The sequence below is a fragment of the Streptomyces sp. NBC_01171 genome, from assembly GCF_045039805.1.
Taxonomy (GTDB): domain Bacteria; phylum Actinomycetota; class Actinomycetes; order Streptomycetales; family Streptomycetaceae; genus Streptomyces.
In genome coordinates this window covers 5,244,124-5,268,662 of record NZ_CP108609.1, presented here as the reverse complement: position 1 = coordinate 5,268,662, position 24,539 = coordinate 5,244,124, and the positions used below count along the sequence as shown (strand labels likewise).

Here is a 24,539-nt window from a genome sequence, read left to right as displayed (position 1 = left end):
CCCGGTCAGTTCTGCCAGCTCGTCCTTTCCGGCCAGGAGTGCGTTCCGCCGTGCCGCGGCCAAGGACGAGAACCCCCCTTTCGAACCGGACACACAGCCGGGCCGCCCGAGGGGCGGGCGGTCCACCGGACGAGAGGGACCACAGTCATGAGTTCTGTTCTGCGCACGCCGGGTCCGGACCGGGAACCGCTGCTCGCGGCCCACTACCGGCCCATCTCCTCGCACCTGGCGATCACTCCGCCGGTGAGCGTGGTGATCCCCGCCATGAACGAGGCGGAGAACCTGCCGTACGTGTTCAAGACGCTGCCGGACTGGATTCACGAAGTGGTCCTGGTCGACGGCGACTCCACCGACGACACCGTGGACGTGGCCCGCTCGCTGTGGCCGGACGTGAAGGTGGTCGCCCAGCGCGGCAAGGGCAAGGGGGACGCCCTGATCAGCGGGTTCGAGGCGTGCTCCGGCGACATCATCGTGATGGTCGACGCGGACGGCTCGGCCGACGGCAACGAGATCGTCTCCTACGTCTCCGCGCTGGTCTCCGGCGCCGACTTCGCCAAGGGCTCCCGGTTCGCCAACGGCGGCGGCACCGACGACATGACCCTCGTCCGCAAGCTGGGCAACTGGGCGCTGTGCACGGTCGTCAACCGCAAGTTCGGCGCCCGCTACACCGACCTCTGCTACGGCTACAACGCGTTCTGGCGACACTGCCTGGACAAGATTGACCTGGACTGCACCGGCTTCGAGGTCGAGACGCTGATGAACATCAGAGTGGTCAAGGCCGGGCTGAAGGTGCAGGAGATCCCCAGCCACGAGTACCTCCGCATCCACGGCACCAGCAATCTGCGGGCCGTGCGGGACGGGCTGCGGGTGCTCAGAGTGATCCTCCAGGAGCGTTCCAACCGCCGCGCGCTGCGCCGGGGACGCCGCTCGCCGCTGACGGAATCCCGGCGGGGAGCGGCGTCTTGACCGCTCCGGCCGTCTCCGTCGTGATCTGTGTGTACACCGAGGACCGCTGGGAGGACATCCTCGCGGCGGTCGCCTCGGTGCGCGCCCAGTCCCACCCGGCGCTGGAGACCCTGCTGGTGGTGGACCACAACACCGCCCTGCTGGACCGTCTGGCCGCGGAGTACAAGGAACCGGACGGTCCTGTCCGGGTGCTGGCCAACGCCGGTCCGCGCGGCCTGTCCGCGGGCCGCAACACCGGCGTCGCCGCGTCCAGGGGCGAGGTGATCGCGTTCCTCGACGACGACGCGGTGGCCGAGCGGGACTGGCTGCGCCGCTTCGCCGAGGGGTACGCCGACCCGCGCGTCCTGGCGGTCGGCGGCCGGACCGAGCCGGTGTGGGCGTCGGGGCGGCGGCCGGCCTGGTTCCCGGAGGAGTTCGACTGGGTGGTGGGCTGCACCTACCGCGGCCTGCCGCCCGGCCGGGTCCGGGTGCGCAACGTGCTGGGCGGCAACGCCTCCTTCCGGCGTACCGCGTTCGAGCTGGCGGGCGGGTTCGCCACCGGGATCGGCCGGGACGGCGACCGGCGGCCGCTGGGCTGCGAGGAGACGGAGCTGTGCATCCGGATCAGCCGGGCCCGACCCGACGCCGTGCTGCTCATCGACGACCGTGCGGTGATCCACCACCGGGTGCCCGAGGCCCGCGAGCGCTTCGCCTACTTCCGCACCCGGACGTACGCCGAGGGCCTGTCCAAGGCGCTGGTGGCCCGGAGCGTGGGGGCGGCGAAGGGGCTGGAGTCGGAACGCCGTTACACCACACGGGTGTTGCCCGCCGGGATCGCCCGCGGGCTGCGGGACGCGGCGCTCGCCCGGCCGGGCGGCGCGGGGCGGGCCGGGGCGATCGTGGCGGGTGTGCTCGGCGCCGCCGGCGGTTACGTGGTGGGCAGCGTACGGGCCCGGCGCGGCGGGCCCCGGTTCGCGGTGCCGCCGGCGGAGGTGGACGGATGACGGGGGCGGCGGTACCGATCCTGATGTACCACGCGGTGGCGGCCGCGCCCAACGACGCGACCCGCGCGCTGTCGGTCGCGCCGGAGGCGTTCGCGGAGCAGATGGCGCTCGTCGGCGACCTGGGCCTGACCCCGCTCACCACCGCCGCGCTCGCCGCGCACTGGCGCTACCGGCGCCCGCTGCCCGCCCGGCCGGTGCTGATCACCTTCGACGACGGTTACGAGGGCGTCCACCGGCACGCGCTGCCGGTGCTCGCCGAGCACGGCTTCCCGGCCACCCTGTTCGCCTCCACCGGCTGGCTCAGGGGCCCCTACGACACCGGGGGCGGCCTGGACGCCATGCTCGACTGGGACCAGGTGCGCGAACTGGCCGACAACGGTGTGGAGATCGGCGGCCACACCCACAGCCACCCGCAGCTCGACCAGTTGGACGACGCCGCGCTCGCCGCCGAGCTGGAGCACAGCACCGGCATCCTCACCGACGAACTGGGCGCGCGCCCGCTGTCGTTCGCCTACCCCTACGGTTACTCCAGCCGCCGCGTCCGCGAGGCCGTACGCGGGGCGGGTTACACCCAGGCGCTGGTGGTCGGCAACGCGCTGGCCCGGCGCCGGCAGGGCCCGTACGCGCTCCGCCGGGTCACCGTACGGCGGAGCACGGGGGTGGCCGAGTTCGAGAGGCTGCTCCAAGGACGGTCCATCGCACGGGACTTCGCCAAGGACCGTGCGCTCACCAAGGGATACGCACTCGTGCGAAGAGCACGCCAGGTCTGCCGGAAGGCCATCCGCTCCCGTGTCTGACACGACCACCGCCCAAGAGGCCGCCCCGGCCGTGTCCGCGCCGGGGCGCCGCCCGCGACTGCCTTCACTGGGCCGCGCGTTCGGCGGCAATCCGCTGTTCCGCAACGCCTACGCGCTGATGCTGAACACCGGCATCTCCGCCGTCCTCGGTCTCGGCTTCTGGCTGGCGGCGGCACGCTACTACTCGGAGTCGGCGGTCGGGCAGGGCTCGGCCGCCATCGCCGCGATGAAGCTCCTGGCGGGGCTGACCGCGGTGACGCTGACCGGCGCCCTGGCCCGTTTCATCCCGGTCGCCGGACGCGCCACCGCGCGGCTCATCTTCCGTACCTACGGTGGAAGTTCGCTGATGGTGGCGCTGGCGGCGGGGGTGTTTCTGCTGACGCTGGACGTGTGGGGGCCGTCGTACCGGTTCCTCCACGGGCCGGTGAACGGGCTCGGCTTCGTCGCGGCGGTGGTGGCCTGGAACGTGCTCACCCTTCAGGACGGGGTGCTGACCGGGCTGCGCAACGCGCCCTGGGTGCCCGTGGGCAACACCGTGTTCTCGGCGGTGAAGCTGGGGCTGCTGGTGGCGTTCGCGGTGGCGATCCCGACTGCCGGCGTCTTCGTGTCCTGGGTCGCGGCCATCGCCACCTCGGTGATCCCGCTGGGCTGGCTGGTGTTCCGGCGGCTGGTGCCCCGGCACACGGCGGCGACCGAGGGGCGGGCGCATCCGCCGACGCTGCGGGAGATCGGCCGGTTCCTGGCCGGCGACTACACCGGCTCGCTGTTCTCGCTCGGGGTGGTCTACCTCGTTCCGGTGATCATCGCATCGCAGGTCAGCGCCGAGGACAACGCGTACTTCTACATCACCACCACCATCGGCGGCACCACCAACCTGCTCGCCATCAACATGGGCGCCTCGCTCACCGTGGAGGGCTCGCACGACCCGGCGCGGCTGGCCGCCAACACGCGGGCGGCGCTGAAACGGATGGCCCGGATCATGCTGCCGGTCGCGGGTGTCCTCTTCGTCGGCGCCCCGTGGATTCTCGGCGTGTTCGGCGCCGGGTACGCGGACGCGGCGACCCCACTGCTGCGCTGGTTCGCGGTCGGCGCGGTGCTGCGGGTGGTGATGGAGACGTACTTCGCGGTGCTCCGGGCACAGAGCCGGACCGCCGGACTCGCCTGGTTGCAGGGGCTGTTGTGCTTTCTGGTGCTGAGCCTGACGCTGCTGCTCCTGCCCCGGATGGGGCTGACCGGCGCGGGTGTCGCGGAGATCTCCAGCCTGACGGTGATCGTGGCCGTCGCCGCGCCGCGCCTGTGGCAGGTGATCCGGCCCGGTCCGGTGACCGCGGCCCCGGACGGCGACCTGGCCGACCTGGGGCCACGCGAGGCGACCCGGCGGGCACCCTCCTGGGCGGTGGATGCGGTGAAGGAGACAGAGCAGGTGAACGCGCCCCTCGACGTGGCCCCGCCGGAGGAGAAGCAGGCGCCCGCGGAGAGCCACCCGCCCCGCCGCTCCCCGACCCGCACCGGGCTCGTCCTCGGCTGCCTCCTCGTCGCCGCGCTGCTCCTCTACTGGGTCCCCGCGCTGCGCCTGACCGACGCCGACCTGGACAGGATGGGCGGCCTCGGCCTGGTCTCGGTGCTGCCTCTGCCGACGCTGGCCGGAGCCGCGCTGCTGGTCACGGTGTTCGCCGCGCTGCTCCGGCTGCGCCGGGAGCACCGGGCGCTGCTGCTGCTCACCCTGGTGGCGACGGTGTTCTCGCTGCACGCGCTGCCCGCCGTGATCGAGAGCGCGCCCAGGTTCCCCACGGCCTGGCAGCACCTAGGGTTCCTGGATTACATCGACCGCACCGGCTCGACCGTGCCCGACCTGGACGCCCGCTGGAGCTGGCCGGGCTTCTTCGCGGTCACCGCGTTCGTCGCGCAGGTGTGCGGGGTGTCCGACTTCACCGAGGTGATCCGCTGGTGGCCGACGGCGATCCAGCTCGCCTATCTGGCTCCGATGTTCCTGCTGACCCGGTCGCTGCGGGCGAGCTGGCGGGCCCGGTGGGCCGGGGTGTGGCTGTTCGCGCTGAGCGGCTGGGTCGGGCAGGACTACTTCTCGCCGCAGGGCTTCACCTATCTGCTGTACCTGGTGTTCGTGGCCGTCCTACTGGTGTGGTTCCGGGCCCCGCACATGATCTGGTCCCGTTTCCGGCCCGGCGAGGCCGAGGTGGAGCCCACCGACCGGCGCCAACGGGTCGTGCTGCTGCTGGTGTTGATCGCCCTGTTCCTGGCCTGTGTCCCGGCCCACCAGCTCACCCCGTTCGTGATGCTCGGGGTCCTCGCCGCCCTGGTGCTGCTGCGCCGGTGCGAACTGCGCGGGCTGCCGCTGCTGTTCGCGGTGGTGGTGGCGGTGTGGGTGGGTTTCATGGCCGAGCCGTACTGGTCGGGGCACTTCGACGAGCTGTTCGGCGGCCTGGGCGGGGTCGGCGGCAATGTGTCGACCTCGGTCTCCGGCCGTATCGAGGGCGGGAGTTCGACCCACAAGCTGGTGCTGTACACGCGGGTGCTGCTGGCCGGTTCGGTGCTGGCGCTGGCCTGCTGGGGCTGGTGGCGGCGGCGCGGGCACGGCTACCGCGAACGCTCGCTGCTGGTCCTGGCGTTCGTGCCGTTCCTGGGCTTCGGCATGCAGTCGTACGGCGGTGAGATGGCGCTGCGCGTCTTCATGTTCGCGCTGCCGGGCGCGGCCCTGCTGGGCGCGCTGGCCCTGTTCCCGCGTACCGGGGTGAGCGCGAAGGAGCGGAACCGGGTGAACCTGGGCGCGCCGGCCGCGCTGCTGGCAGGGCTGCTGCTGATCGGCGGTTTCCTGGTGGCCCGCTGGGGCAACGAGCCGTTCGAGCGGACCCGGCCCGGTGAGGTCGCGGCGATGAACTGGGTGTACACGCACGACCGGCCGACGGTACGGCTGCTGTGGCTCACCACGGACCCGGTGAACGACGTGACTCCGGCGCTGGCCTGGGGCGCGCGGGACATGGAGCGGGTGACCTATGTGCCGACGCCCGCGCCGGCCGACCCCGTGTTGGTGTCCGGGCTGGTGAAGGCGCTGAAGGATGCGGGCCCCAACTCGTATCTGATCGTCAACGAGAGCCAGGTCCGCTATCTGGAGCTGGACGCGGGCTACCCGGCGTCCTGGGAGTCCCGGCTGACCCGCACGCTGGACGGCCGTGCGGAGCTGTCCAAGGTGCTGGTGAACGAGGACGCGACCGTGTACGCGCTGCGCGGGGGCGGGTCGGGGGCGGTGCCCACACCGGACCCCGGTCCGATCGGGCCGCAGATCACCTGGACGCCGTGGTCGGTGGTGGGCGCGCTGGCCGCCGGGGTGCTGGTCCTGCTGCTGGCGGGGCGTGAGGTGCTCCGGGTGGCGGGCCGGCCGAGCGTGACCCGGCTGCGGCGGTCGCAGGGCGCGTTCTGGTTCGCGCTGCCGCTGCTGGCGGTGGTGCTGGCCTCGCTGGTGCAGCGGTTCCTCACGATGAGCTGAGGGGGGTGAAGTGGCTCAGCGGTCGAGCCACTTCACCTCGTAGCCGCGCATCCGGAACCGTTTGCCGTCGACGCGGGCGCTGACCGGGCGGTCCAGGGTGTTCACCACCAGAACGGTGTCCCGGCTCGCCAGGACGCGGAGGTTGGGGCGGTCGTCGGCGGCGACGGACACCGTCTCGTACCGGGTGCCGGGCGGGAACGCCTTGCCGAAGCGGGAGACCAGGCCGTACATGGGCAGTTCGCGGCCCCCGTCGGTGTCGCCGGTCGGGGTCCACAGGCAGCCGGGGCAGCCGGTGCCGCTCTTCCTCTCCGGGTTCCAGTAGAAGCCGGAGTCGGCGCCGCCCCGGGCCATGGCGATCAGCCCGGTGGCGTGCACGGCGATCCGGCGGTCCTCGGACCAGCCCTCGCGGCGGTCCTGGGAGTCGGCGGGCTCCACGTAGTACTCGGCCCACCACAGCGGGAGGTCGTGCGTGCGCTCGCGCACCCACTCCCCCACGGCGGTGAACTTGGCGGTGGCGGCGAACTCGTCGGGGAGCAGCTCGTCGTCGTTGGTGTAGCTGGAGCCGTCGACCACGACGAAGTCGGCGCCGGACTTGTGGGCGTTCCAGTAGTCGAAGGCGTCCAGCACCCGCTGGTCCATGGCGCCCCAGGGCCCGCGCACCCGGTCGGAGGCGTCCAAGGCGCGCGGGTCGACGCTGTCCATGGGCAGGTAGGGGCCGCCGACCAGGTTGTCCGGGTCGGCCTTCTTCAGCGCGGCGCGGACCAGGTTGTACAGCTTGGTGTACCCCTCGTAGTCCCAGCGGCCCTTCGCCTCGTTCCAGAACCCCTTGAACTCGTTCCAGACGACGAAGTGCCGTACGTCGGGGTAGCGGCGGGCGACGGTGGCGGCGAGGTCGGCGAAGTCCTGGTAGTGCTCCGGGTCGGGCGCCCGTTCCAGCGAGCCCTGGCTCCAGTCGGTGGCGCCGACCCCGGCCCGGCCGCCCTTCATCCAGTCCGGGGCGCAGCACAGGGTGATGACGGGGGTGCCGCCGGACGCGCGGATGAAGTCGATGCGGCGGTCCAGGGCGCCGAAGTCGTAGTGCCCCTTCACCGGTTCGGGGTTGTCGGCGCCCCAGCCCATGACGGCCTGGTCCTGCGGGAGTCCGCCGTCGCCCTTGAGCAGCCTGGCGACGCGGTCGCTGCCGCCGCCCTGGTCGGCGCTGTACTGGGTGTGGGTGAAACCCCAGCCCACGGAGGGGCGGAGGGGTCCGGCGGGGGCGGCGGGCGTGCCGTGCGCCCTGTCGCCGTCGCGGGTGGTGCCGCTTGTGTCGGCGCCGCGTCCGGGGAGGGTGTTCAGCAGGGTCACCAGCAGGGCCAGCGCGGTCACGCACACGCCGAGCAGGGCGGTGAGCCGCCACCTCCGTGCCCCCGTGTACCACTGATGACGTCCCATCAGCTCCACAGTAACGGCGGAATCCCGGCGTCGGGCGCGAGTTGGGCACACCTGGGGACAAGCGGCGGAATTGCCGTGCGCGCGGTGCGCCGGTGCCCGATCATGGCGGCATGTCTGTGAGCCCGCAGAACCCGCAGAACCCGCACGACGCGCTGCCGATCCGGCTGAACGTCGACGACTCCGACTCGCCCTCCGACGTCGTCGACGCGCTGTTCCTCGGCCGTTTCGCCACGGGTGAGCAGCCGTACGCGCACGCGGCCAACATCGACCGGGTCCGCTCCGGGGCGACCCTGCTGCCCGACGGCGCCCGGGTGCTGCGGGTGGCGCGGGACGAGGACCGCAGCGCGACCCTCGCGGAGGGCGACGGCTGGACCCTGCTGGTCTCCCGCTGGAACCGGGGCGCGGACGTCACGGTGACCGCGACCACGGCCGAGCTGGCCAAGGAGGTGCTGGGCCGGGCCACCGACGGCGCGGCCGACGACCCCGCCCCGCAGCCGGACAACGTGACGATGGGCTTCTGGTACGTCTCGCCCCGGCGCGGTCCGCACCGCACCACCCGCCAGATCTCGGCCGGCACCTGGGAGGAGGTGCGGGCCAACTACACCGCGCCGGTGGCCCAGGCGATGGACCGGCTGATGAAGACGACGCCGGAGGACATCGCGGGCCGGCTCCTGCTGCTGCACGGCCCGCCGGGCACCGGCAAGACCTCAGCGCTGCGCACCCTGGCCCGGTCCTGGCGGGAGTGGTGCCAGGTGGACTGCGTGCTGGACCCGGAGCGGCTCTTCTCCGACGTGGGCTATCTGATGGACATCGCCATCGGTGAGGAGGACGGCACCGGCAAGGGGCGCTGGCGGCTGCTCCTGCTGGAGGACTGCGACGAGCTGATCCGGGGCGAGGCCCGGCACACCGCGGGCCAGGCACTGTCCCGGCTGCTGAACCTGACCGACGGACTGCTGGGTCAGGGCCGCAACGTCCTGGTGGGTGTCACCACCAACGAGGACCTGGAGCGGCTGCACCCGGCCGTGGTCCGGCCCGGCCGCTGTCTGGCCCGGATCGAGGTGGGCCCGCTGACCCGTCCGGAGGCGGTGAGCTGGCTCGGGGACCAGGCCCCGGAGCTGCAGAAGGAGCTGGGCCGGGACGGCTCGACCCTGGCTGAGCTGTACGCGCTGCGCCGGGGCACGGCACCGACCTCGGTCCCGGGCGCGCGGGACGGGGCGGACGCGGGGCTGTATCTGTAATCGCGCGGGCCCGCATCTTCGGGTGGGCCGTTGCGGTGGGCGCCGTCCGTCCGCCTGTCCGGCCCGCGCCCGGATGCTTTCATGGACGTATGACCCTGTTCGTCGGTACGTCGGGGTGGCAGTACAAGAGCTGGCGGGGCGTGCTGTACCCGGCGGGCGTGCCGGTGCGCCGGTGGCTGGAGGAGTACGCGGAGCACTTCGCCACGGTCGAGCTGAACAACGCGTTCTACCGGCTGCCGTCCCGCGAGAACTTCGAGGCGTGGCGGGACCGGCTGCCCGAGGGCTTCGTGGTGGCGGTGAAGGCGAGCCGCTATCTGACCCACATCAAGCGGCTGCGGGACCCCGAGGAACCGGTGCACCGGCTGATGAGCCACGCCGAGGGGCTGGGAAATGACCTGGGCCCCGTGCTGCTCCAGCTCCCGCCGACCCTGCGCGCGGACCCCCCGCTGCTGGACGCCTGCCTGGCCTGCTTCCCGGCGAGCACCCGGGTCGCGGTCGAACCGCGTCACGACTCCTGGTGGACCCCGCAGACCCGCGAGGTGCTCCAAGCGCGGAAGGCGGCCCTGTGCTGGGCGGACCAGCTGGGCCGCCCGGCCGGCCCGCTGTGGCGCACCGCCGACTGGGGCTACGTCCGCTTCCACCGCGGCCGCGCCAAGCCCTGGCCGCGCTACGGCACCCAGGCGCTCCACTCCTGGGTGGAGCGCATCGCCACCACCTGGCCGGAGGGGCAGGACGTCTACGCCTACTTCAACAACGACCCGAGGGGCGCGGCGGTCAAGGACGCGGCCGAGTTCGGCAGCCTGGCCCGCCGGGCGGGGCTGGAGGTCACGCGGACACCGGAGCCGTGGGCGCGGCGGTGAGCGCCGTTCAGTCGGTGCCGTAGGCGGCACGCAGGGCGTCGCGGACGGTGGCCAGGGCGGCGTCGTGGTCCAGGCCGAGGCGCCGGGCCCGTTCCGCGTACGCCTGCGCGGAGGTGCTCGCCTCGCGGGTGGCGGCGGGGGCGGCGACGTAGGTGCCGTTGCGGCCGCGGGTCTCGATCACGCCGTCCGCCTCCAGCGCCCGGTACGCCTTGGCGACGGTGTTCACGGCGAGGCCGAGGGACTCCGCGAGACCGCGCACGGTGGGCAGCCGGTACCCGGCCGGGAGCGCGCCCGCGCGCGCCTGCTCGGAGATCTGCGCCCGGACCTGCTCGTACGGCGGCGCGCTGTCATCGATGTGGATCTTCAGGCTCACAGGGCCGATTCTCCCGCACTCGGCGGAAAATGAGAGGCACTGCGGCGGTCCAGCCCGTACGGTGCCTGCTCATGACCGTACTCGTGCGCGATCTGCGCCCCGACGTACCGGCCGACACCGAGGGCTTCGCCCGGGTCCGACGGCTGGCGCTGCCCTACATCCTGTTCACCCCCGAGTCGGTACGGCACGTCCTCGTCCGGAGCCATCCGGACGCGAGGTTCCGCTCGCTGGTCGCGGAGGAGGACGGCGAGGTGATCGGCACGGCGCAGGTGGCGCTGGCGCACGAGAGCACGGAGCCGGGGCAGGCGTACGTCAACGTCCATGTCCACCCGGAGCGCACCGGCCGGGGCGCGGGACGGTTGCTGGTCGCCACCGCCGAGGAGTATCTCGCGTCGCTGGGCGCCACCCGGCTGTACTCCTGGGTGCTGGACGAGCCCGCGAGCGTGCGGTTCGCCGAACGGCACGGCTACCGCCCCGGCCGCCCCGCCCGCTTCCTCCGCCTCGACCTGGCGCACGGCACCCTTCCACCGCTCCCGGCGACCCCGGCCGGGGTGGAGCTGCGCACGGCCGCCGACTTCGCGGCCGACCCCCGCCCGCTGTTCGAGCTGGACGCCGAGACCGTGGCGGACGAGCCCGGCGAGGTCACGCTCGCCTTCTCCGACTACGAGGCGTGGCTGGAGGAGACCTGGGAGCACCCGCTGCTGGACCTCGGACTGACCGGGGTCGCGGTGGCCGACGGCCGTCCGGTCGCCTTCAGCGTGGCCTACTCCGACGGCGCCACCCGTTACTTCACCGCCATGACCGGTACCTCCCGCGCCTACCGGGGCCGGGGTCTGGCCAAGCTCGCCAAGCTGCACTCGCTGCACCGGGCCCGCGCGGCCGGCCATACCGAGGCGTTCACCGGGAACGACGCGGGCAACGGCCCGATGATCGCCATCAACAAGTGGCTCGGTTACGAGTTCTGCGCCACGGAGGTGCGGTATGTCCGTGAACTCGGCTGACGTATCGAGTGAGTTGGAGGTCGTCCTCGTCAAGGCGGGGCGTACGAAGATCCGTTACCCGGCGGCGCTGCTAGCGGACGACGGCACCCGTGTCTCGGTGCGCGCCCCCTGGGCGGGCGAGGGCGTGCGCGACTTCGGGTTCGTGCGCTTCGAGCCGGGCGACGTCTTCACCGAGCACTACTGGCGGGACCGCTGGTACGCGGTGAAGGAGGTCCGCGCCGAGGACGGCACCCTGAAGGGCTGGTACTGCGACATCACCCGCCCCGCCGTCCGGTCCGGCGCCGAACTCGTCGTGGAGGACCTCGACCTGGACCTCTGGGTCTCCGGCGACGGCAAGGCCGTACTCCGGCTGGACGAGGACGAGTTCGCCGCGAGCGGGCTGACGGAGCGGGACCCGGAGGCGGCGGCCGCCGCCCGGTCCGCGCTGGACGAACTGGAGGCGCTGGCCCGCGCGGAGGGACTCACGGCCCTGGTCTGAGCCTCAGACCTCGGCCAGCACCGCGTACCGCTCGTCGGTGACGGACTTGCCCCACAGCAGCGGGTCGTCGGACAGCGGCTCCACCCATATGCGCCCGGCGAGCGGCGCCAGCAGGCCGGTGACCTCGTCGACGGGCATACCGACCGGGGAGAGGCTCCCCCAGACGCCCTCGACCAGCACGAACCGGCCGCCGGGGCGCAGCAGGGTGCGCCAGTGGCGCAGCACCTCGGCGGGGCGGGGCAGCGTCCACAGCACATGCCGGACGAGGATCACGTCGTAGCCCTCCTCCACCACCGGCGGCACGGCCGCGTCCCCGCAAAGCACCCGCGCGTCCTGCCCGGCGAGCTTGGCGCGGGCCCGCTCGACCATGGCCGGGGAGGCGTCCACCCCGGTCACCCGGTGCCCCTGCTCGGCGGCGAGCAGCGCGAGGCTCCCGGTGCCGCAGCCCAGGTCGAGCACGTCCGAGGGCTGATCGGGCAGCCAGCCCCGCAGCCGCCCGGCCCACGCGGCCCGTGTCTCGGGCGCGCGCAGCCCGTGATCCGGCTCGTCGTCGAAGACGGGGGCCTGGGCGTCCCAGTCCACCTCCGCCCCCGCGGTCCACTCGCTCGCGTCGCTCATACCGCAAGCGTGCCATCCGCCACTGACAATGAGGTTCCGTCAGCGATCCAGCGGCTTGCGGTAGTGAAGCCGGTCGTAGGGTCCGTCGACGCGGCGTCCCACCAGCTCGTAGCCGTAGCGGGGGTAGATCTGCTGGTTCTCCCACATCAGGACGTTGGTGCAGAGCCGGATCTCGGGGAGCCCCAACGCACGGGCGTGGGTCTCGACGAAGTTCAGCAGCCTGCGGCCGACGCCCCGGCCGTGGGCGTCGGGGTGGACGGCGATGCTGTCGAGGAAGAGGTGGTCGGGGTGGGCGCGGACGACCACGAGTCCGATGATCCCGAGTCCGGCGGCCGGCTCCTCCGTGACGAAAACACACCCCTCTACGACGTCGGCCATATGGTCCGCCTCCATGGGCTGGGGCACCACACCGATGCGCGCGATGTAGGGGCGGTAGGCGGCGTCGGTGACCGCGCGCACGGCGGGCACGTCGGCGGCCGTGGCGATGCGGACCGGGGCTTCGGGGTGATCGTTCATGCCGGGCACGTTAGCGACCTGAGCCCAGTCTGAGCACGGCCTTAAGCGGACCATAAAGATCGCCTCGAGGGGCTCGGGGCGGGTCGATCCACTGCCGTACGGGGCTAGTTTCTGACCGTCCCCCCACGGGACCAGCCCCCTTCCGGCAGTCGGCCGGCCCTACCGCTCCGAGGAGTTCCGATGCCCTTCGCCACGCCCTCGACCCCGCGCGGGCGGCGGCTGCCCCGGCTCCGGGCCGCCGCCACCGCGGCCGCGCTCGGCCTGGCGCCGCTGACCCTGACCGCGCTGGCCGCCGCGCCCGCGTCCGCCCACGGTTCGATGGGCGACCCGGTCAGCCGGGTCGCGCAGTGCTTCGCGGAGGGCCCGGAGTCCCCCAGGTCGGCGGCCTGCCGGGCGGCCGTGGCGGCGGGCGGCACCCAGGCTCTGTACGACTGGAACGGCATCCGGATCGGCGACGCGGGCGGCCGCCACCAGGAGCTGATCCCCGACGGCAAGCTGTGCAGCGCCGGGAACGACGAGTTCAAGGGCCTCGACCTGGCCCGCGCCGACTGGCCGGCGACCGGCGTGCACAGTGGCGCGTACACCTTCAAGTACCGGGTGACCGCACCCCACAAGGGCACCTTCGAGGTCTACGCGACCAAGCCCGGCTACGACCCGGCGGAGCCCCTGGCCTGGTCCGACCTGGACCTGGCGCACCCGGTGGCGAAGTCCACGGACCCGGTCGCCACGGACGGCTTCTACTCGTTCTCCGGCACGCTCCCCGACCGCACGGGCCGGCACCTGCTGTACGCGGTGTGGCAGCGCTCGGACAGCCCGGAGGCGTTCTACTCCTGCTCGGACGTCGACTTCGGCGGCGCGGCGGCGGCCCCGGCCGGTACGGCCAAGGTGGCCAAGTCCGCGAAGGCAGCCCCCGCACCCGGTCCGACGCCCACCGTCTCCGCCCCCTCGGAGCGCCAGATCGCGGCCGGCGCCGACCGCTCCACGGTGGAGCACCACGGCCACGGCGACGACGACCCGAGCACCTCCGCGAAGCCGCTACCTCCCACCCCCAACGTCCCTCAGCCGGAGGGCACTTCGGTCCCCCTGGCCGAGACCGGCACCCCCGCCGGCACCTCGTACGCGGCCATCGGCGGCGCCGCCGCCCTGGCCCTCGGTTCAGCCGCACTGTTCCTCTCGGTGCGCCAGCGCGCGACGGGCCGCAACCGCACCGCGCGCTGATCACCCCCGATCGCGGGGCCCTGCCGGGCGGCTCAGGCCGGGCAGGGCCCCGAGCCACGTCAGCTGAAAGCCGACGCGCAGCTCGTCGCCGTGGCGTGGGACGGGTCCAGGGCGTTGGCCACTTCGTGGTAGGCGATGCGGTCGAAGATGCCGATCGCGACGTGTTCGGAGAGGTCGAGCGGGCACAGGTCCTGGAGGAGGACGTTGCGGACGTCGGAGCCGGAGAGGTACTGGGTGCGCCAGGGGGTGACGACCTCGTCGTACTTGGTGGCGATGACGGTGTAGTGCACGCCGGGGACGGTGTCGCCGCCCGCGTTGAGCTTGGTCATGAAGGCCGAGCCCGTGATCTGGTCGGCGAGTGCGGGCGTACTGGACTTGATCAGGTCCTCGGCGCCGGGGAAGTACGGCAGCAGGTTGGTGAGGCCGCTCAGGTCGGTGCCGTGGTTGCTGGGGGCGATCCCGACGAGCGCGTTCACCTTGGCGGACCCGCCGAGGAACTTCAGGTAGTACCGGGGCATCATGCCGCCCTGGGAGTGGCCGACGAGGTCGGCCTTGGTGGCACCGGTGGCGGTGAGCACCTTGTCGACGAAGGCGGAGAGCTGCTCGGCCGACTTGTCGATCGGGCCGAGCCCGTAGAAGACGGGGACGCCGGGGAGTTGGCCGTAGTCGAGGGAGAAGACGCAGTAGCCGCGCTCCTTGAGGTACGGAGCGAGCGACACCCAGTTCGTGACGGAGTTGCCGAGGGTGCCGTGGACGAGGACGACGGGTCGCGGGTGGGCGGCGGAGGGCTTGCAGGAGTAGTCGTTCCAGCCACTGCTGGGAGCGGCGTGGGCGGTGGCGGCGGGAACGGTGGCGAGCGCGGCGGCCAGGACCAGCGCGGCGAGCGGTCTGAGCGCTCGCTTCCAGGGCAGCATCGTGTGATCTCCTTGCGGCTCAAGGGAGAAGGTGCACGGCCTAACCCTGTGATCCGGATCACGGGATGCTGTTCACTCGTCAAGTTACGGACGAGTAGTGCAACTGTGAAGTTACGCGTCGGTAAAAAGTTCCATCCGCCCTCAGAAGCCCCCGCACACTGAGGAACCGTCACGAGGCAGCACAGGGCCGCCAAAATCCCACCAGAAACTCCCGCAACACGCGTAACTCAGGCCGCGAGCGTTCCGGGCATCACCGCGCGGGGTCCGAACTTGGCCCGCGCCAGGTCGGCGACCTCCTCGATCCGGCGGACCTTCTCGTCCACGGGGTCGAAGGTGAGCTGGTGCGCGGCCTCCCCGGCCGGGGTCAGCCCCTCGGCGCGCAGGGCGAGCGCCCGCACCCGCGCCCGCTGGAGCCCGAGCGCCTCGTACATGCCGTACGCCGCCTTCGTGAGGTCGGCCGAGTGCGCGGTCGGCTCGGCGAGGGTGCGCCCGCGCACCGTGGTGGAGCGGTCGGCGTAGCGCACGGTGAGCGTCAGGGAGCGGCAGACGTGCTCCATCCCCCGCAGCCGTGCCCCCAGTTCCTCGGCGTCGGCCAGCAGCGCCCGCCGGTGCCGGCCGGGGTCCAGCTCGTCCCTGCCGAAGGACCGCTCGGCGGCCACCGACCGGGAGACGGCGTTCGGCGCGACCCGCCCCCGGTCCACCCCGTTGGCGCGCTCCCGCAGCTCACGGGCGGCCTTGGCCCCGACCAGCCGCTGAAGCGTGGCGGGCGGCGCGACGGCGACCCGTCCGAGGGTGTCCAGCCCGTACTCGCACAGGGTCCGGGCGGTCGCCGTCCCCACACCGGGCAACGCGACCACGGGCAGCCCGGCGAGGAACTCCGCACCGGCACCGGGCTCGTCGGGAACGGCGCACACCATCCCCGGCCGGGCCTCCCGCAGCGCCATCCGGGCCAGCATCGGACCGGGCCCGGCGCCCACCACACAGTCGACCCCGTACCGGGCGAGGGCCCGCACCCGGATCAGCGCGGCCAGCTCCACCGGACCGCGCCCGAAGTACCGCTCGGCCCCGCGCAGATCGGCCAGCGCCCCGTCCGGGGGCAGCCCCTCCACCACGGGCGTGAACTCCTCCAGCAACCCGAGCAGTTCGGACAGCTCCAGCTCACCGTCACCCGCGCCCGACGCCTGCCGAAAACGCACACAGAGAACGGTCATCCCGCACTCCCCGGACTCTGATGCCACAACTTCCGCATGGCGGAAGGCGCTTGCTCGGACACCTCCTGGCCGGCCGGGCGCAGGTCGGCCCAGGGGTGCATCTGGAAGCCGGTGGACATCCGAATCCGCCGCCCCACCCCGTCCTCCGCGGCCTTCGCCTCCGGCGCGGGCTCGGCCAGCCGGGCCGCCACCTTCTCCAGACCGCCCTCGGCCCGCAGCTCGGCGAGTTCGGCGAGGTTCCAGGCCACCGACCCGACCACGCTCAGACTGCGCGGCCCGCGCCGCTGCACCACGCCGCGCACCAGCAGCAGCCAGGAGTGGAAGACGGTGTGCGCGCAGGCGTCGTGCGAATCGTCGAAGAAGGCCAGATCGACCAGCCCCGTCCCATCGTCCAGCGTGCTGAAGATGACCCGTCGGCCGGACCGGATCGGCGGCGTCTGGGTGGCCGCCTTGGCCCCGGCGACCAGCACGGTCTCCCCGTGCCGGGCCTCGCGCAGCCGCCGGGCCGACACCACGCCCAGCTCCTCCAGGAAGCCCCGGTGGTCGTCCATCAGGTGATGGGAGACGTCCATGGACAGCACGCCCAGCTCGGCACTGAGCCGCTCGGCGTCCGACAGATCGGGCAGCCCGGCGGAAGCGGTCCGCCGCCCCCCGCCCAGCGGAAGCTGATCCCCCCGCCCGCCCCGAGACCCCCGGTGCAGTTCGGCCAGGTGCAACTGAAGATCACGCCGATTGGCCCCGAAGGCATCCAGCGCCCCGACCTGGGCCAGCCGCTGCGCGAGCGGCCTGCCGGGCCGACCCCGCTCCCAGAAGTCCAGCAGGGACGCGTACGGCTGCCTCTCCGCGATCCGGGCGGCCTCCGCCTCACTGATCCCATGCACATCGGCAAGGGCGAGCCGCACCCCCCACACCCCTGAACCAGACACCAGTTCGATTCGGTGAGCGACCCCGGACACATTCACGTCCAACGGCAGAATCGGCACCCCGAGCCGCCGAGCATCCGCCAGGAGCAACCGCTTGGGATACATGCCGGGATCATGAGTGAGCAGCCCGGCGTAAAAAGCGGCCGGGTAATGCGCCTTGAGCCAGGCCGACTGATAAGTGGGCACAGCAAAAGCAACAGCATGCGCCTTGCAGAACCCGTAGGACCCAAAAGCCTCGACGATCTCCCAGGTCCGCCGAATGGTCTCCGCGTCGTACCCCTTCTCCTCGGCCCGCTGAGCGAACCACGCCCGCACCCGCCCCTGGGCCTCGGAATCGGAGAGCAACCGCCGCACAGCGTCGGCCTCCCCGCGCCCGCACCCGGTCATGACCGCCAAAATATCAATGACCTGCTCATGAAAGACCACCACCCCATACGTGTCCCGCAACGCCGGCTCAAGATCCGGATGCGGATACCGCACAGGCGCCCGCCCATGCCGAGCCTCGATGAAAGGCCGCACCATGTCAGCAGCAACAGGACCGGGCCGGAACAACGAAATATCCACCACCAGATCCTGAAAACAATCAGGCTGAAGCCGCCCAACGAGATCCCGCTGCCCGGGCGACTCGATCTGAAAGCACCCGAGCGTCTCGGTGGACCGGATAAGCCGATAGGTATCGGCATCCCCCTCCGGCAGAGCCTCCAGATCGACCCGCTCCCCGGAAGCCCGCTCCACCTCGGCAACGGCATGGGCCATGGCCGACTGCATCCGCACCCCGAGCACATCGAGCTTGAGCAGCCCGAGATCCTCCACGTCCTCCTTGTCGAACTGCGACATCGGCAGCCCTTCCCCGCTGGTGGGAACCACCGGAGTACGCCGAAGCAGCGAGGAGTCGGACAGCAGAACCCCACAAGGATGCATGGCGACCCCACGCGGCAACGCGTCCAGCGCCTCCACCAACTCCCACAACACCCCGTACCGCTCCTGCTCCCCAGCAAGCCCCTTCAGCTCAGGCAGCTCAGCGAGCGCGACCCGGGCATCCCGAGCCCGAACATGCGGAAAAGCCTTGGCCACCCGGTCAATCTCGGCCGGGTCCATGGAAAGAGCGGCCCCCACATCCCGAATGGCATGCCGTACCCGATAGGTCTCCGGCATGGCAACGGTAGCGACCCGCTCACCGCCAAACCGCCCGATGATCGCCCGATAGACCTCGATCCGCCGAGCGGACTCCACATCCACATCAATATCAGGAAGCGCAATCCGCTCCCGCGACAAGAACCGCTCCATGAGCAGCCCATGCTCCACCGGATCGGCATGAGCGATCCCCAGCAGATGATTCACAAGAGACCCGGCCCCGGACCCCCGAGCAGAAACCCGGATACCCATCCCCCGCACATCATCGACAACCTGGGCAACGGTCAGGAAATAGGAGGCATACCCATGATGCCCAATGATCTCCAGTTCCTCATGCATCCGCTCCCAGTACTCCCGCCGCCCGGAATAGCCGCGCCGCACCATCCCCGCGACGGCCCGAGAAGCAAGCGCCCGCTGAGCCCCCCGCCGCCCGGCCCCCACAAGCCGCCCCTCAGGAAACCGCACACTCCCGATCCCCAGATCATCCTCAGGATCAACCACGCACTCCCCGGCAACGGCAAGCGTCTCGGCGACCAACCGCACCGCAACCCCGCGCCGATACCCCGCAGCCTCCACAACGCGCTCAGCAACCTGGAGCATCTCCGCGGGCCCCTTCAGCCAGGCTTCCCCGGAGTCGAGCCCCTTCCGGGGATCAATAGGCACCAGCCGCCGAGCAGCGTCCAGCACATCGGCGACCCGCCCCTGCCCCGGATCGGCATACCGCACCGCATTGCTGAGAACGGGCCGCACCCCCTGCTCCACAGCAAACCCGAGACTCCGAGCGGCAAGCCGCAGGGACCCGCTCCCGGTCCCGTCGACCCCGTGCCACACGACCTCGATCCGCAGAGCGTCCCCGAAGACCTCCCGCCAGGCCCCCAGCAACCGGGCAGCCCGATCAGGCCGCCCGGCGGCAAGAGCCCGCCCCACATCAGAGTCAGGCCCCAGCAGAACAACAACCCCCTCCCCCCGAAGCGCCTCCCAGGGCAACAGCGGCCGAGCACCCCCACCCGCCCAGGCAGCGGTGACCATCCGGCAAAGCTCAGCCCACCCCAGAGCCCCGTCCCGAGCCAGAAAGGTCACCCGAGGAGCCGACTCGTCGACAAAGGCACCCCCACGCACAGGCGCCCGAAGCCGCCCACCGGCACCCCCACCCCCAGAAGCGACGGCGGCAACCCCGAGATCAACCCCAAAAACCGGCCGCACCCCACTCCCCGCACAAGCCTTGGCAAACCGCACAGCCCCGGCAAGCGAGTCCCGATCGGTGAGCGCAAGCACATCCATGCCCCGCTCCGAGGCCCGCACGGCCAGCCGCTCCGGATGCGAGGCCCCGTACCGCAGGGAGAACCCGGAGACGACCCGCAAATGCGCGAACGTCACACCAGCACCTCCCACCGATCAAGCCAATCGAACATCCGTTCCACTCCACCATACCCCCACTATCGAACACGCGTACGATGAGCACGATCCCCCACTTCACCTGCGAAAACGCACCGGACAGCCGCACAAGACCACCGCGACCCCCGGCCGGCGACCCCGCACGGCGGGCTGGCCGGGCACGGCGGCGAGGGGACGTGCCGGGGGGTGTCCGCCCGCAGCGGCCGGCGAGACACCAACCCGAACGATCAAGAAACAAAAGTCGCCGGACCGAGGACGGACACCCCCCGGCGCGGCCCCGCCCCACAACGCACGCCCCGAAGCGACCACCGACGGCGAACCGCAAAGGACCCCCGCCCTCCCGAAGGAGAACGGGGGCCCAGAAACCCGGAACCCGGAGCCTCAGCCGATCTGCGTCCCCGTGGCGGACAGCGCCTCGGTCACAGGCTGGAAGAACGTCTCCCCACCGGAGGAGCAGTCCCCGCTACCCCCCGACGTCAGCCCGACCGCACTGCTCCCGGAGAACAGCGACCCACCACTGTCCCCCGGCTCAGCGCACACGTCGGTCTGAATCAGCCCGCTCACGGTCCCCTCGGAGTAGTTCACGGTCGCGTTCAACCCGGTCACGGTCCCGTCGTGAACCTGGGTGGTGGACCCACTACGAGTGACCTTCATCCCCACAGTGGCCTCAGCAGCCCCCGAGATCTGCTGAGCAGACCCGTTGTAGAGATTGACCTCGCTGGGGTGATCGACCCCGTCGACGTACTTCACGAGCCCGTAGTCGTTCCCGGGGAAGCTGGAGTCCGCGTTGGACCCGATGGCGTTCCCGGACGAGTCGGTCCAACTGGAGATCGCCGCGGTGCAGTGCCCCGCGGTGAGGAAGTACGGCGCCCCACCCTTGGTCACGTTGAACCCGAGCGAACACCGCCCACCCGACCCGTTGATGGCGTCACCACCGGAGACGAAGGGCTTGAACTCCCCCTTGGACCGCTTGAGTTCGGTGGTATCCCCGAGGCCGGAGACGACCTTGCCCAGCTTGGCGTACTGAGCCGGGGACACGGTCTTGTCGGCGGTGACGACGACCTTGTTGGAGACCGGGTCGGTCGCCCACGAGGTACCGGGGATCGTCGCGTCCTTCTGGAGCGTGGACCGCGCCCCGTCGAGGACGGCGAGCGAGTGGGAGACGATTCTGGCCTTGGCGCCGGCCGCCTGGACGGTATCGGCGGCAGAGGCGTTGAGCACGTTGACGACGAGGCTCTTGGCCTGGGCGTCGTAGTAGCTGCCCGCGCTGTCGGAGCCGAGGTCGGCGAGCAGCGTGGAGGCGAGCTTTCCGGCCGCGGGAGCGGACAGAACGCGCGCGCCGGTCGCGGAGTCCGCGGCCCCGGCGGGTTCGCTGGCGTTCGCAGTCTGGAAGGTGACACCCGCTCCGACCAGTGCGAGAACACCCGCTCCGGCGATCGCGGCCCGGCGTGCGGGTATGCGTCGATGCTTCAACTCACGTCCTCCTGTGGGGGGTCGGCCCGGCAGGTTGTGGGGACCTGACGGACCGGAAGGCTGGTTGACGAGCGCCCACTCTTCCTAAGGTCACAGCGGGCACACAAGACCGACTTCAGGCCGGACCCTCGAACAACCTCCCAGCTTGACCGAGGACAGTCACCCCAGGAAATTCGCAGCGCAAACACGAAACGCCAAAAGCCGACCACCCCACGGCAACAGGATCGGGTGTCCAAAAACAGCCCCTCCCAAGGCGACCGAAACCCGAAGCCCCACACCCCCCACACAGACCCCCCACACACCCGCCCTCACGCACCCGCGCGCCCTTGAAGACGCACGACAAAAAGCGGACCCCCGCACGCGAGTTACCGCGTACAGGGGTCCGCCGAACCGACCCGTCAGTAAAGGACGGCCCGTCAGGGAACCTCAGGGAACCTACGGAAGCGTCACCCCGTAGTAGCTCAACGCCTCGGTGACAGGCTGGAAGAACGTCGTCCCCCCGGAGGAGCAGTTGCCGCTGCCCCCGGACGTGAGCCCGTAAGCGACGCTGCCGCCGTACAGCGGACCACCACTGTCACCACCCTCGGCGCACACGGTGGTCTGGATGAGCCCGGAGACCACGTCCCCACCGCCGTAGTTGACGGTGGCGTTCAGGGCCGTGACGCGCCCGCTGTGGGTACCGGTCGTGGACCCGCGCCGGGTCACGGTGGTGCCCACGGCCGGAGTCGCCGCGCTGCTGATGGTCTGGCTGCCGACCGCACTCGGGTGCGCGATGGAGGAGTTGGTGTAGCGCACCAGCGCGAAGTCGTTGCCGGGGAAGCTGTACCCGACGTTGGTGCCGAGCACCGTGGTCTTGGCGGAGTTGCTGTACCAGGTGGAGGCGACCTCACCGCAGTGCCCGGCGGTCAGGAAGTAGTACGTGCTGCCACTGTGGACGTTGAAGCCGAGCGAGCACCGGTAGGCGCCGCCGTAGATGGCGTCACCGCCGGTGATCAGCTTGTTGAACTTGCCGGCCGTCCGCTTGATGGTGAGCGTGTCGGCGCCGGCCTGCCGCTTGATCTTGGCGATCTCGGCCTGGGACACCGTGCTGTCGACGGTGACGAGGACGCGATTGGTCTTGCTGTCGACGGCCCAGGCGGTGCCGGGGACATCGGCCTGGCGGATCGAGTCGCTCGCCTTGGTGAGCTGGCTGGCGCTGAACGTGTGGACGTCGCTGGCGTTCGCGGTGGGGGCGGCGAACGCGGCTACGGCGAGAAGGCCGCTGACGGCCGCCGTGAGCTGGGTGCGTCTGGCGATACGGCCTCGGGGAGTGGTGCGCTTGATCCTCACGTGTCGTTCCCTCCTGGGGAATTCGGGGGCCCGCGTGGGGTCGGGGCCCGTGAGGCGCAGTCAGCGGCAGGTCTGTCCGGCTGTGCATGCCCCTGACAAGCGCTGAGGGGAGTATTCGGCCGAACGACCGGTCGGCGCAAGAGGGCCTTCCGGTCGTCACCGCCTCAACGACGGGACAGCTCGCCCGGCCTGACCCTCCCTCACGTCACAAAACTCGACAATCGCCCCAGACGACCCACCTCGGACGCCTCGGAGACCCCTCCCGTCACCCGGACACACCACACATCACCCATCCGCCGGGACAAATCATATTTCACTCTCAGTCAGCAGCCGTATGAGTCGCAGCCCTTGGGGCACAAGGGCTCTCGACGGATCGATCGTGCACCAGTACCGTCACAAACCCCCCGCGCGGCGTCTATCCACTTGGCGCACCGTCCGCATCATGGATGACCATAGGGAAGCGAAGAACGAGAAAGACCGCTGTGAGAGGAGGCGTCCATGGGATCGGTACGCAAGGCGAGTGCGTGGCTCGGCCTCGTCGACGACAACGATGACGAGCGTTACTACGACGACGACTACTCCGAGGGCACGGAGCCCGCTGACGCCTGGGTCACCGACCCGCGGGTGAAGGTGGCCGCGGACACGGCCGAGGACAAGGGCCGCCGCATCGGCACGGTCACCCCGGACAGCTTCCGGGACGCCCGCGCCATCGGCGAACTGTTCCGGGACGGCGTCCCGGTGATCATGAACCTCACGGCGATGGAGGGCGCCGACGCCAAGCGGGTGGTGGACTTCGCGGCCGGGCTCACCTTCGGTCTGCGGGGCACGATCGAGCGGGTGGCGACGCGGGTCTTCCTGCTGACGCCCGCCCACACCGAGATCATCAGTGGTGATCCGGCGGGCCGCCGGGAGGACGGCTTCTTCAACCAGAGCTGAGGCGGGGCCGTTCACCGGCCCCGCCCCCCCCAGGGGGCTCACCGGAAGGCGTCGAGCCCGGTGAGCGCCTTGCCCAGCACGAGCTGGTGCATCTCCACGGTGCCCTCGTAGGTGAGCACCGACTCCAGGTTCGTAGCGTGCCGCATCACGGGATACTCCAGCGAGATCCCGTTGGCGCCGAGGATCGTCCGCGCCGTCCGGCAGATCTCGATGGCCTCGCGGACGTTGTTCAGCTTGCCGAAACTGATCTGCTCGGGCCGCAGCCGCCCGGCGTCCATCCGCCGCCCCAGATGGTGGGCGAGCAGGATTCCCTTGTGCAGTTCGACCGCCATGTCGGCGAGCTTGGCCTGGGTGAGCTGGAAGCCCCCGATGGGCCGCCCGAACTGCTCCCGCGTCCGCGCGTAGTCGAGGGCTGCCTCGAAGCTGCTGCGGGCGGCACCCATCGAGCCCCAGACGATGCCGTACCGGGCGTGCGAGAGGCAACCGAGCGGTCCGCGCAGCCCGGTGACGCCGGGCAGCACCGCGTCGGCGGGCAGCCGTACGTCGTCCAGCACGAGTTCACTGGTGACCGAGGCCCGCAGCGACCACTTGTGCTTGATCTCCGGCGCGGAGAAGCCGGGCCGGTCGGTGGGGACGACGAAGCCCCGGATGCCGCCCTCGGTACGCGCCCAGACCACCGCGACCCCGGCGACCGAGCCGTTGGTGATCCACATCTTGCGCCCGCTGAGCACCCAGTCGTCGCCGTCCCGCTTGGCGAACGTACGCATGCCGGCCGGGTCGGAGCCGTGGTCGGGCTCGGTCAGCCCGAAGCAGCCGATCACCTCGCCGGCGGCCATGCGGGGCAGCCACTCGTTCTTCTGCTCCTCGCTGCCGTACCGGTGGATCGCGTACATGGCGAGCGAGCCCTGGACCGAGACCAGGGAGCGGATGCCGGAGTCGGCGGCCTCCAGCTCCAGGCAGGCCAGGCCGTACTGCACGGACGACGCGCCCGCGCAGCCGTACCCGGTCAGGGACATGCCGAGGGCGCCGATCGAACCGAGTTCACGGGCCAGCTCCCGGATGCCGGGCAGCTCGCCCTTCTCGTACCAGTCGGCCACATACGGCAGCACGCGGTCGGCCGCCCAGGAGCGGACGGTGTCGCGGACGGCGAGGTCCTCGGGGTCGAGGAGGTCGTCGAGGCCGAGCGGGTCGGCGGGGTCGAAGGCGGGCGGCTTCGGGGACGCGGACATGGGGAACACCCTCC

The 24,539-nt window shown here is 71.5% G+C and carries 20 protein-coding genes; 10 read left to right on the top strand and 10 right to left on the bottom strand.

The genetic code is table 11. The features are described 5' to 3' along the window. Positions 1–147: 147 nt before the first annotated feature. From OG448_RS24240 to OG448_RS24225, 4 genes are read left to right on the top strand one after another with little or no spacing between them, the layout of a single operon-like run. Entirely contained in the window at positions 148–966 is an 819-nt protein-coding gene (locus OG448_RS24240; protein ID WP_405556841.1) for a glycosyltransferase family 2 protein, read from the top strand. Beyond that, complete coding sequence (locus OG448_RS24235) at positions 963–1,949, top strand: glycosyltransferase family 2 protein (protein WP_405556840.1); 987 nt, start codon at positions 963–965, stop codon at positions 1,947–1,949. Before OG448_RS24240 ends, OG448_RS24235 begins: the two co-directional genes overlap by 4 nt. Continuing rightward, positions 1,946–2,746, top strand: coding sequence for a polysaccharide deacetylase family protein (locus tag OG448_RS24230; RefSeq protein WP_405556838.1), 801 nt, complete (start codon positions 1,946–1,948; stop codon positions 2,744–2,746). The genes OG448_RS24235 and OG448_RS24230 overlap by 4 nt, the downstream gene beginning before the upstream one ends. Continuing rightward, positions 2,739–6,248 carry a lipopolysaccharide biosynthesis protein gene (locus OG448_RS24225; RefSeq protein WP_405556836.1) on the top strand — a complete coding sequence of 1,170 codons (3,510 nt, stop codon included), beginning with the start codon at positions 2,739–2,741 and terminating at the stop codon, positions 6,246–6,248. The genes OG448_RS24230 and OG448_RS24225 overlap by 8 nt, the downstream gene beginning before the upstream one ends. Positions 6,249–6,263: 15 nt before the next feature. On the opposite strand, the gene OG448_RS24220 is transcribed toward OG448_RS24225, so the two are convergent. Beyond that, entirely contained in the window at positions 6,264–7,679 is a 1,416-nt protein-coding gene (locus OG448_RS24220) for a GH39 family glycosyl hydrolase (RefSeq protein ID WP_405556835.1), read from the bottom strand. Between the two features lie 110 nt (positions 7,680–7,789). Between OG448_RS24220 and OG448_RS24215 the strand changes: the two genes are divergently transcribed. Then, a complete protein-coding gene (locus OG448_RS24215; RefSeq protein ID WP_405556833.1) occupies positions 7,790–8,917 on the top strand; it encodes a DUF5925 domain-containing protein in 1,128 nt (375 codons plus the stop codon). Positions 8,918–9,006: 89 nt separating this feature from the next. Further along, positions 9,007–9,777 (top strand): DUF72 domain-containing protein, encoded by a 771-nt coding sequence (locus OG448_RS24210; protein ID WP_405556832.1) that lies wholly within the window; start codon positions 9,007–9,009, stop codon positions 9,775–9,777. Between the two features lie 7 nt (positions 9,778–9,784). Here the strand turns inward: OG448_RS24210 and OG448_RS24205 are convergent, their stop codons facing one another. Then, the gene (locus OG448_RS24205; protein WP_405556830.1) at positions 9,785–10,150 is read right to left on the bottom strand and encodes a GntR family transcriptional regulator; all 366 of its coding nucleotides are present in this window, start codon (positions 10,148–10,150) and stop codon (positions 9,785–9,787) included. A gap of 71 nt (positions 10,151–10,221) precedes the next feature. On the opposite strand from OG448_RS24205, the gene OG448_RS24200 reads away from it, so the two are divergent. Further along, positions 10,222–11,151 (top strand): GNAT family N-acetyltransferase, encoded by a 930-nt coding sequence (locus tag OG448_RS24200; protein WP_405556828.1) that lies wholly within the window; start codon positions 10,222–10,224, stop codon positions 11,149–11,151. Further along, on the top strand, positions 11,132–11,629 hold the full coding sequence (locus OG448_RS24195) for a DUF402 domain-containing protein (RefSeq protein ID WP_405556826.1): 498 nt from the start codon (positions 11,132–11,134) through the stop codon (positions 11,627–11,629). Before OG448_RS24200 ends, OG448_RS24195 begins: the two co-directional genes overlap by 20 nt. A gap of 3 nt (positions 11,630–11,632) precedes the next feature. On the opposite strand, the gene OG448_RS24190 is transcribed toward OG448_RS24195, so the two are convergent. Both OG448_RS24190 and OG448_RS24185 read right to left on the bottom strand, forming a co-directional pair. Next, entirely contained in the window at positions 11,633–12,247 is a 615-nt protein-coding gene (locus OG448_RS24190) for a class I SAM-dependent methyltransferase (RefSeq protein WP_405556824.1), read from the bottom strand. 39 nt (positions 12,248–12,286) lie between these two features. Next, positions 12,287–12,763, bottom strand: coding sequence for a GNAT family N-acetyltransferase (locus OG448_RS24185; RefSeq protein ID WP_405556822.1), 477 nt, complete (start codon positions 12,761–12,763; stop codon positions 12,287–12,289). A 180-nt stretch (positions 12,764–12,943) separates the two neighbouring features. Between OG448_RS24185 and OG448_RS24180 the strand changes: the two genes are divergently transcribed. Continuing rightward, complete coding sequence (locus OG448_RS24180; protein ID WP_405556820.1) at positions 12,944–13,981, top strand: lytic polysaccharide monooxygenase; 1,038 nt, start codon at positions 12,944–12,946, stop codon at positions 13,979–13,981. 59 nt (positions 13,982–14,040) lie between these two features. Here the strand turns inward: OG448_RS24180 and OG448_RS24175 are convergent, their stop codons facing one another. From OG448_RS24175 to OG448_RS24155, 5 genes are all read right to left on the bottom strand, one after another. After that, positions 14,041–14,895 carry an alpha/beta fold hydrolase gene (locus OG448_RS24175; RefSeq protein WP_391299649.1) on the bottom strand — a complete coding sequence of 285 codons (855 nt, stop codon included), beginning with the start codon at positions 14,893–14,895 and terminating at the stop codon, positions 14,041–14,043. A gap of 227 nt (positions 14,896–15,122) precedes the next feature. Further along, positions 15,123–16,106, bottom strand: coding sequence for a hypothetical protein (locus OG448_RS24170; protein ID WP_405556818.1), 984 nt, complete (start codon positions 16,104–16,106; stop codon positions 15,123–15,125). After that, a complete protein-coding gene (locus tag OG448_RS24165) occupies positions 16,103–19,540 on the bottom strand; it encodes a DNA polymerase III subunit alpha (protein WP_405556816.1) in 3,438 nt (1,145 codons plus the stop codon). The genes OG448_RS24170 and OG448_RS24165 overlap by 4 nt, the downstream gene beginning before the upstream one ends. 399 nt (positions 19,541–19,939) lie before the next feature. After that, positions 19,940–21,031 (bottom strand): S1 family peptidase, encoded by a 1,092-nt coding sequence (locus OG448_RS24160; protein ID WP_405556814.1) that lies wholly within the window; start codon positions 21,029–21,031, stop codon positions 19,940–19,942. 435 nt (positions 21,032–21,466) lie between these two features. After that, on the bottom strand, positions 21,467–22,360 hold the full coding sequence (locus tag OG448_RS24155) for a S1 family peptidase (RefSeq protein ID WP_405556812.1): 894 nt from the start codon (positions 22,358–22,360) through the stop codon (positions 21,467–21,469). A gap of 498 nt (positions 22,361–22,858) precedes the next feature. On the opposite strand from OG448_RS24155, the gene OG448_RS24150 reads away from it, so the two are divergent. Continuing rightward, the gene (locus tag OG448_RS24150) at positions 22,859–23,296 is read left to right on the top strand and encodes a cell division protein SepF (RefSeq protein ID WP_405556810.1); all 438 of its coding nucleotides are present in this window, start codon (positions 22,859–22,861) and stop codon (positions 23,294–23,296) included. A 38-nt stretch (positions 23,297–23,334) separates the two neighbouring features. Here the strand turns inward: OG448_RS24150 and OG448_RS24145 are convergent, their stop codons facing one another. Beyond that, positions 23,335–24,525: an acyl-CoA dehydrogenase family protein gene (locus tag OG448_RS24145; protein ID WP_405556808.1), complete on the bottom strand. Its 1,191-nt coding sequence runs from the start codon at positions 24,523–24,525 to the stop codon at positions 23,335–23,337. Between the last annotated feature and the right edge of the window lie 14 nt (positions 24,526–24,539).

What these genes read in the sequence shown, in the direction of transcription:
- OG448_RS24240 (WP_405556841.1), top strand. Translation starts at nt 148, where the DNA reads ATGAGTTCTGTTCTGCGCACGCCGGGTCCGGACCGGGAACCGCTGCTC.
- OG448_RS24230 (WP_405556838.1), top strand. Translation starts at nt 1,946, where the DNA reads ATGACGGGGGCGGCGGTACCGATCCTGATGTACCACGCGGTGGCGGCC.
- OG448_RS24220 (WP_405556835.1), bottom strand. Translation starts at nt 7,679, where the DNA reads ATGGGACGTCATCAGTGGTACACGGGGGCACGGAGGTGGCGGCTCACC.
- OG448_RS24215 (WP_405556833.1), top strand. Translation starts at nt 7,790, where the DNA reads ATGTCTGTGAGCCCGCAGAACCCGCAGAACCCGCACGACGCGCTGCCG.
- OG448_RS24210 (WP_405556832.1), top strand. Translation starts at nt 9,007, where the DNA reads ATGACCCTGTTCGTCGGTACGTCGGGGTGGCAGTACAAGAGCTGGCGG.
- OG448_RS24200 (WP_405556828.1), top strand. Translation starts at nt 10,222, where the DNA reads ATGACCGTACTCGTGCGCGATCTGCGCCCCGACGTACCGGCCGACACC.
- OG448_RS24195 (WP_405556826.1), top strand. Translation starts at nt 11,132, where the DNA reads ATGTCCGTGAACTCGGCTGACGTATCGAGTGAGTTGGAGGTCGTCCTC.
- OG448_RS24190 (WP_405556824.1), bottom strand. Translation starts at nt 12,247, where the DNA reads ATGAGCGACGCGAGCGAGTGGACCGCGGGGGCGGAGGTGGACTGGGAC.
- OG448_RS24185 (WP_405556822.1), bottom strand. Translation starts at nt 12,763, where the DNA reads ATGAACGATCACCCCGAAGCCCCGGTCCGCATCGCCACGGCCGCCGAC.
- OG448_RS24180 (WP_405556820.1), top strand. Translation starts at nt 12,944, where the DNA reads ATGCCCTTCGCCACGCCCTCGACCCCGCGCGGGCGGCGGCTGCCCCGG.
- OG448_RS24175 (WP_391299649.1), bottom strand. Translation starts at nt 14,895, where the DNA reads ATGCTGCCCTGGAAGCGAGCGCTCAGACCGCTCGCCGCGCTGGTCCTG.
- OG448_RS24170 (WP_405556818.1), bottom strand. Translation starts at nt 16,106, where the DNA reads ATGACCGTTCTCTGTGTGCGTTTTCGGCAGGCGTCGGGCGCGGGTGAC.
- OG448_RS24150 (WP_405556810.1), top strand. Translation starts at nt 22,859, where the DNA reads ATGGGATCGGTACGCAAGGCGAGTGCGTGGCTCGGCCTCGTCGACGAC.
- OG448_RS24145 (WP_405556808.1), bottom strand. Translation starts at nt 24,525, where the DNA reads ATGTCCGCGTCCCCGAAGCCGCCCGCCTTCGACCCCGCCGACCCGCTC.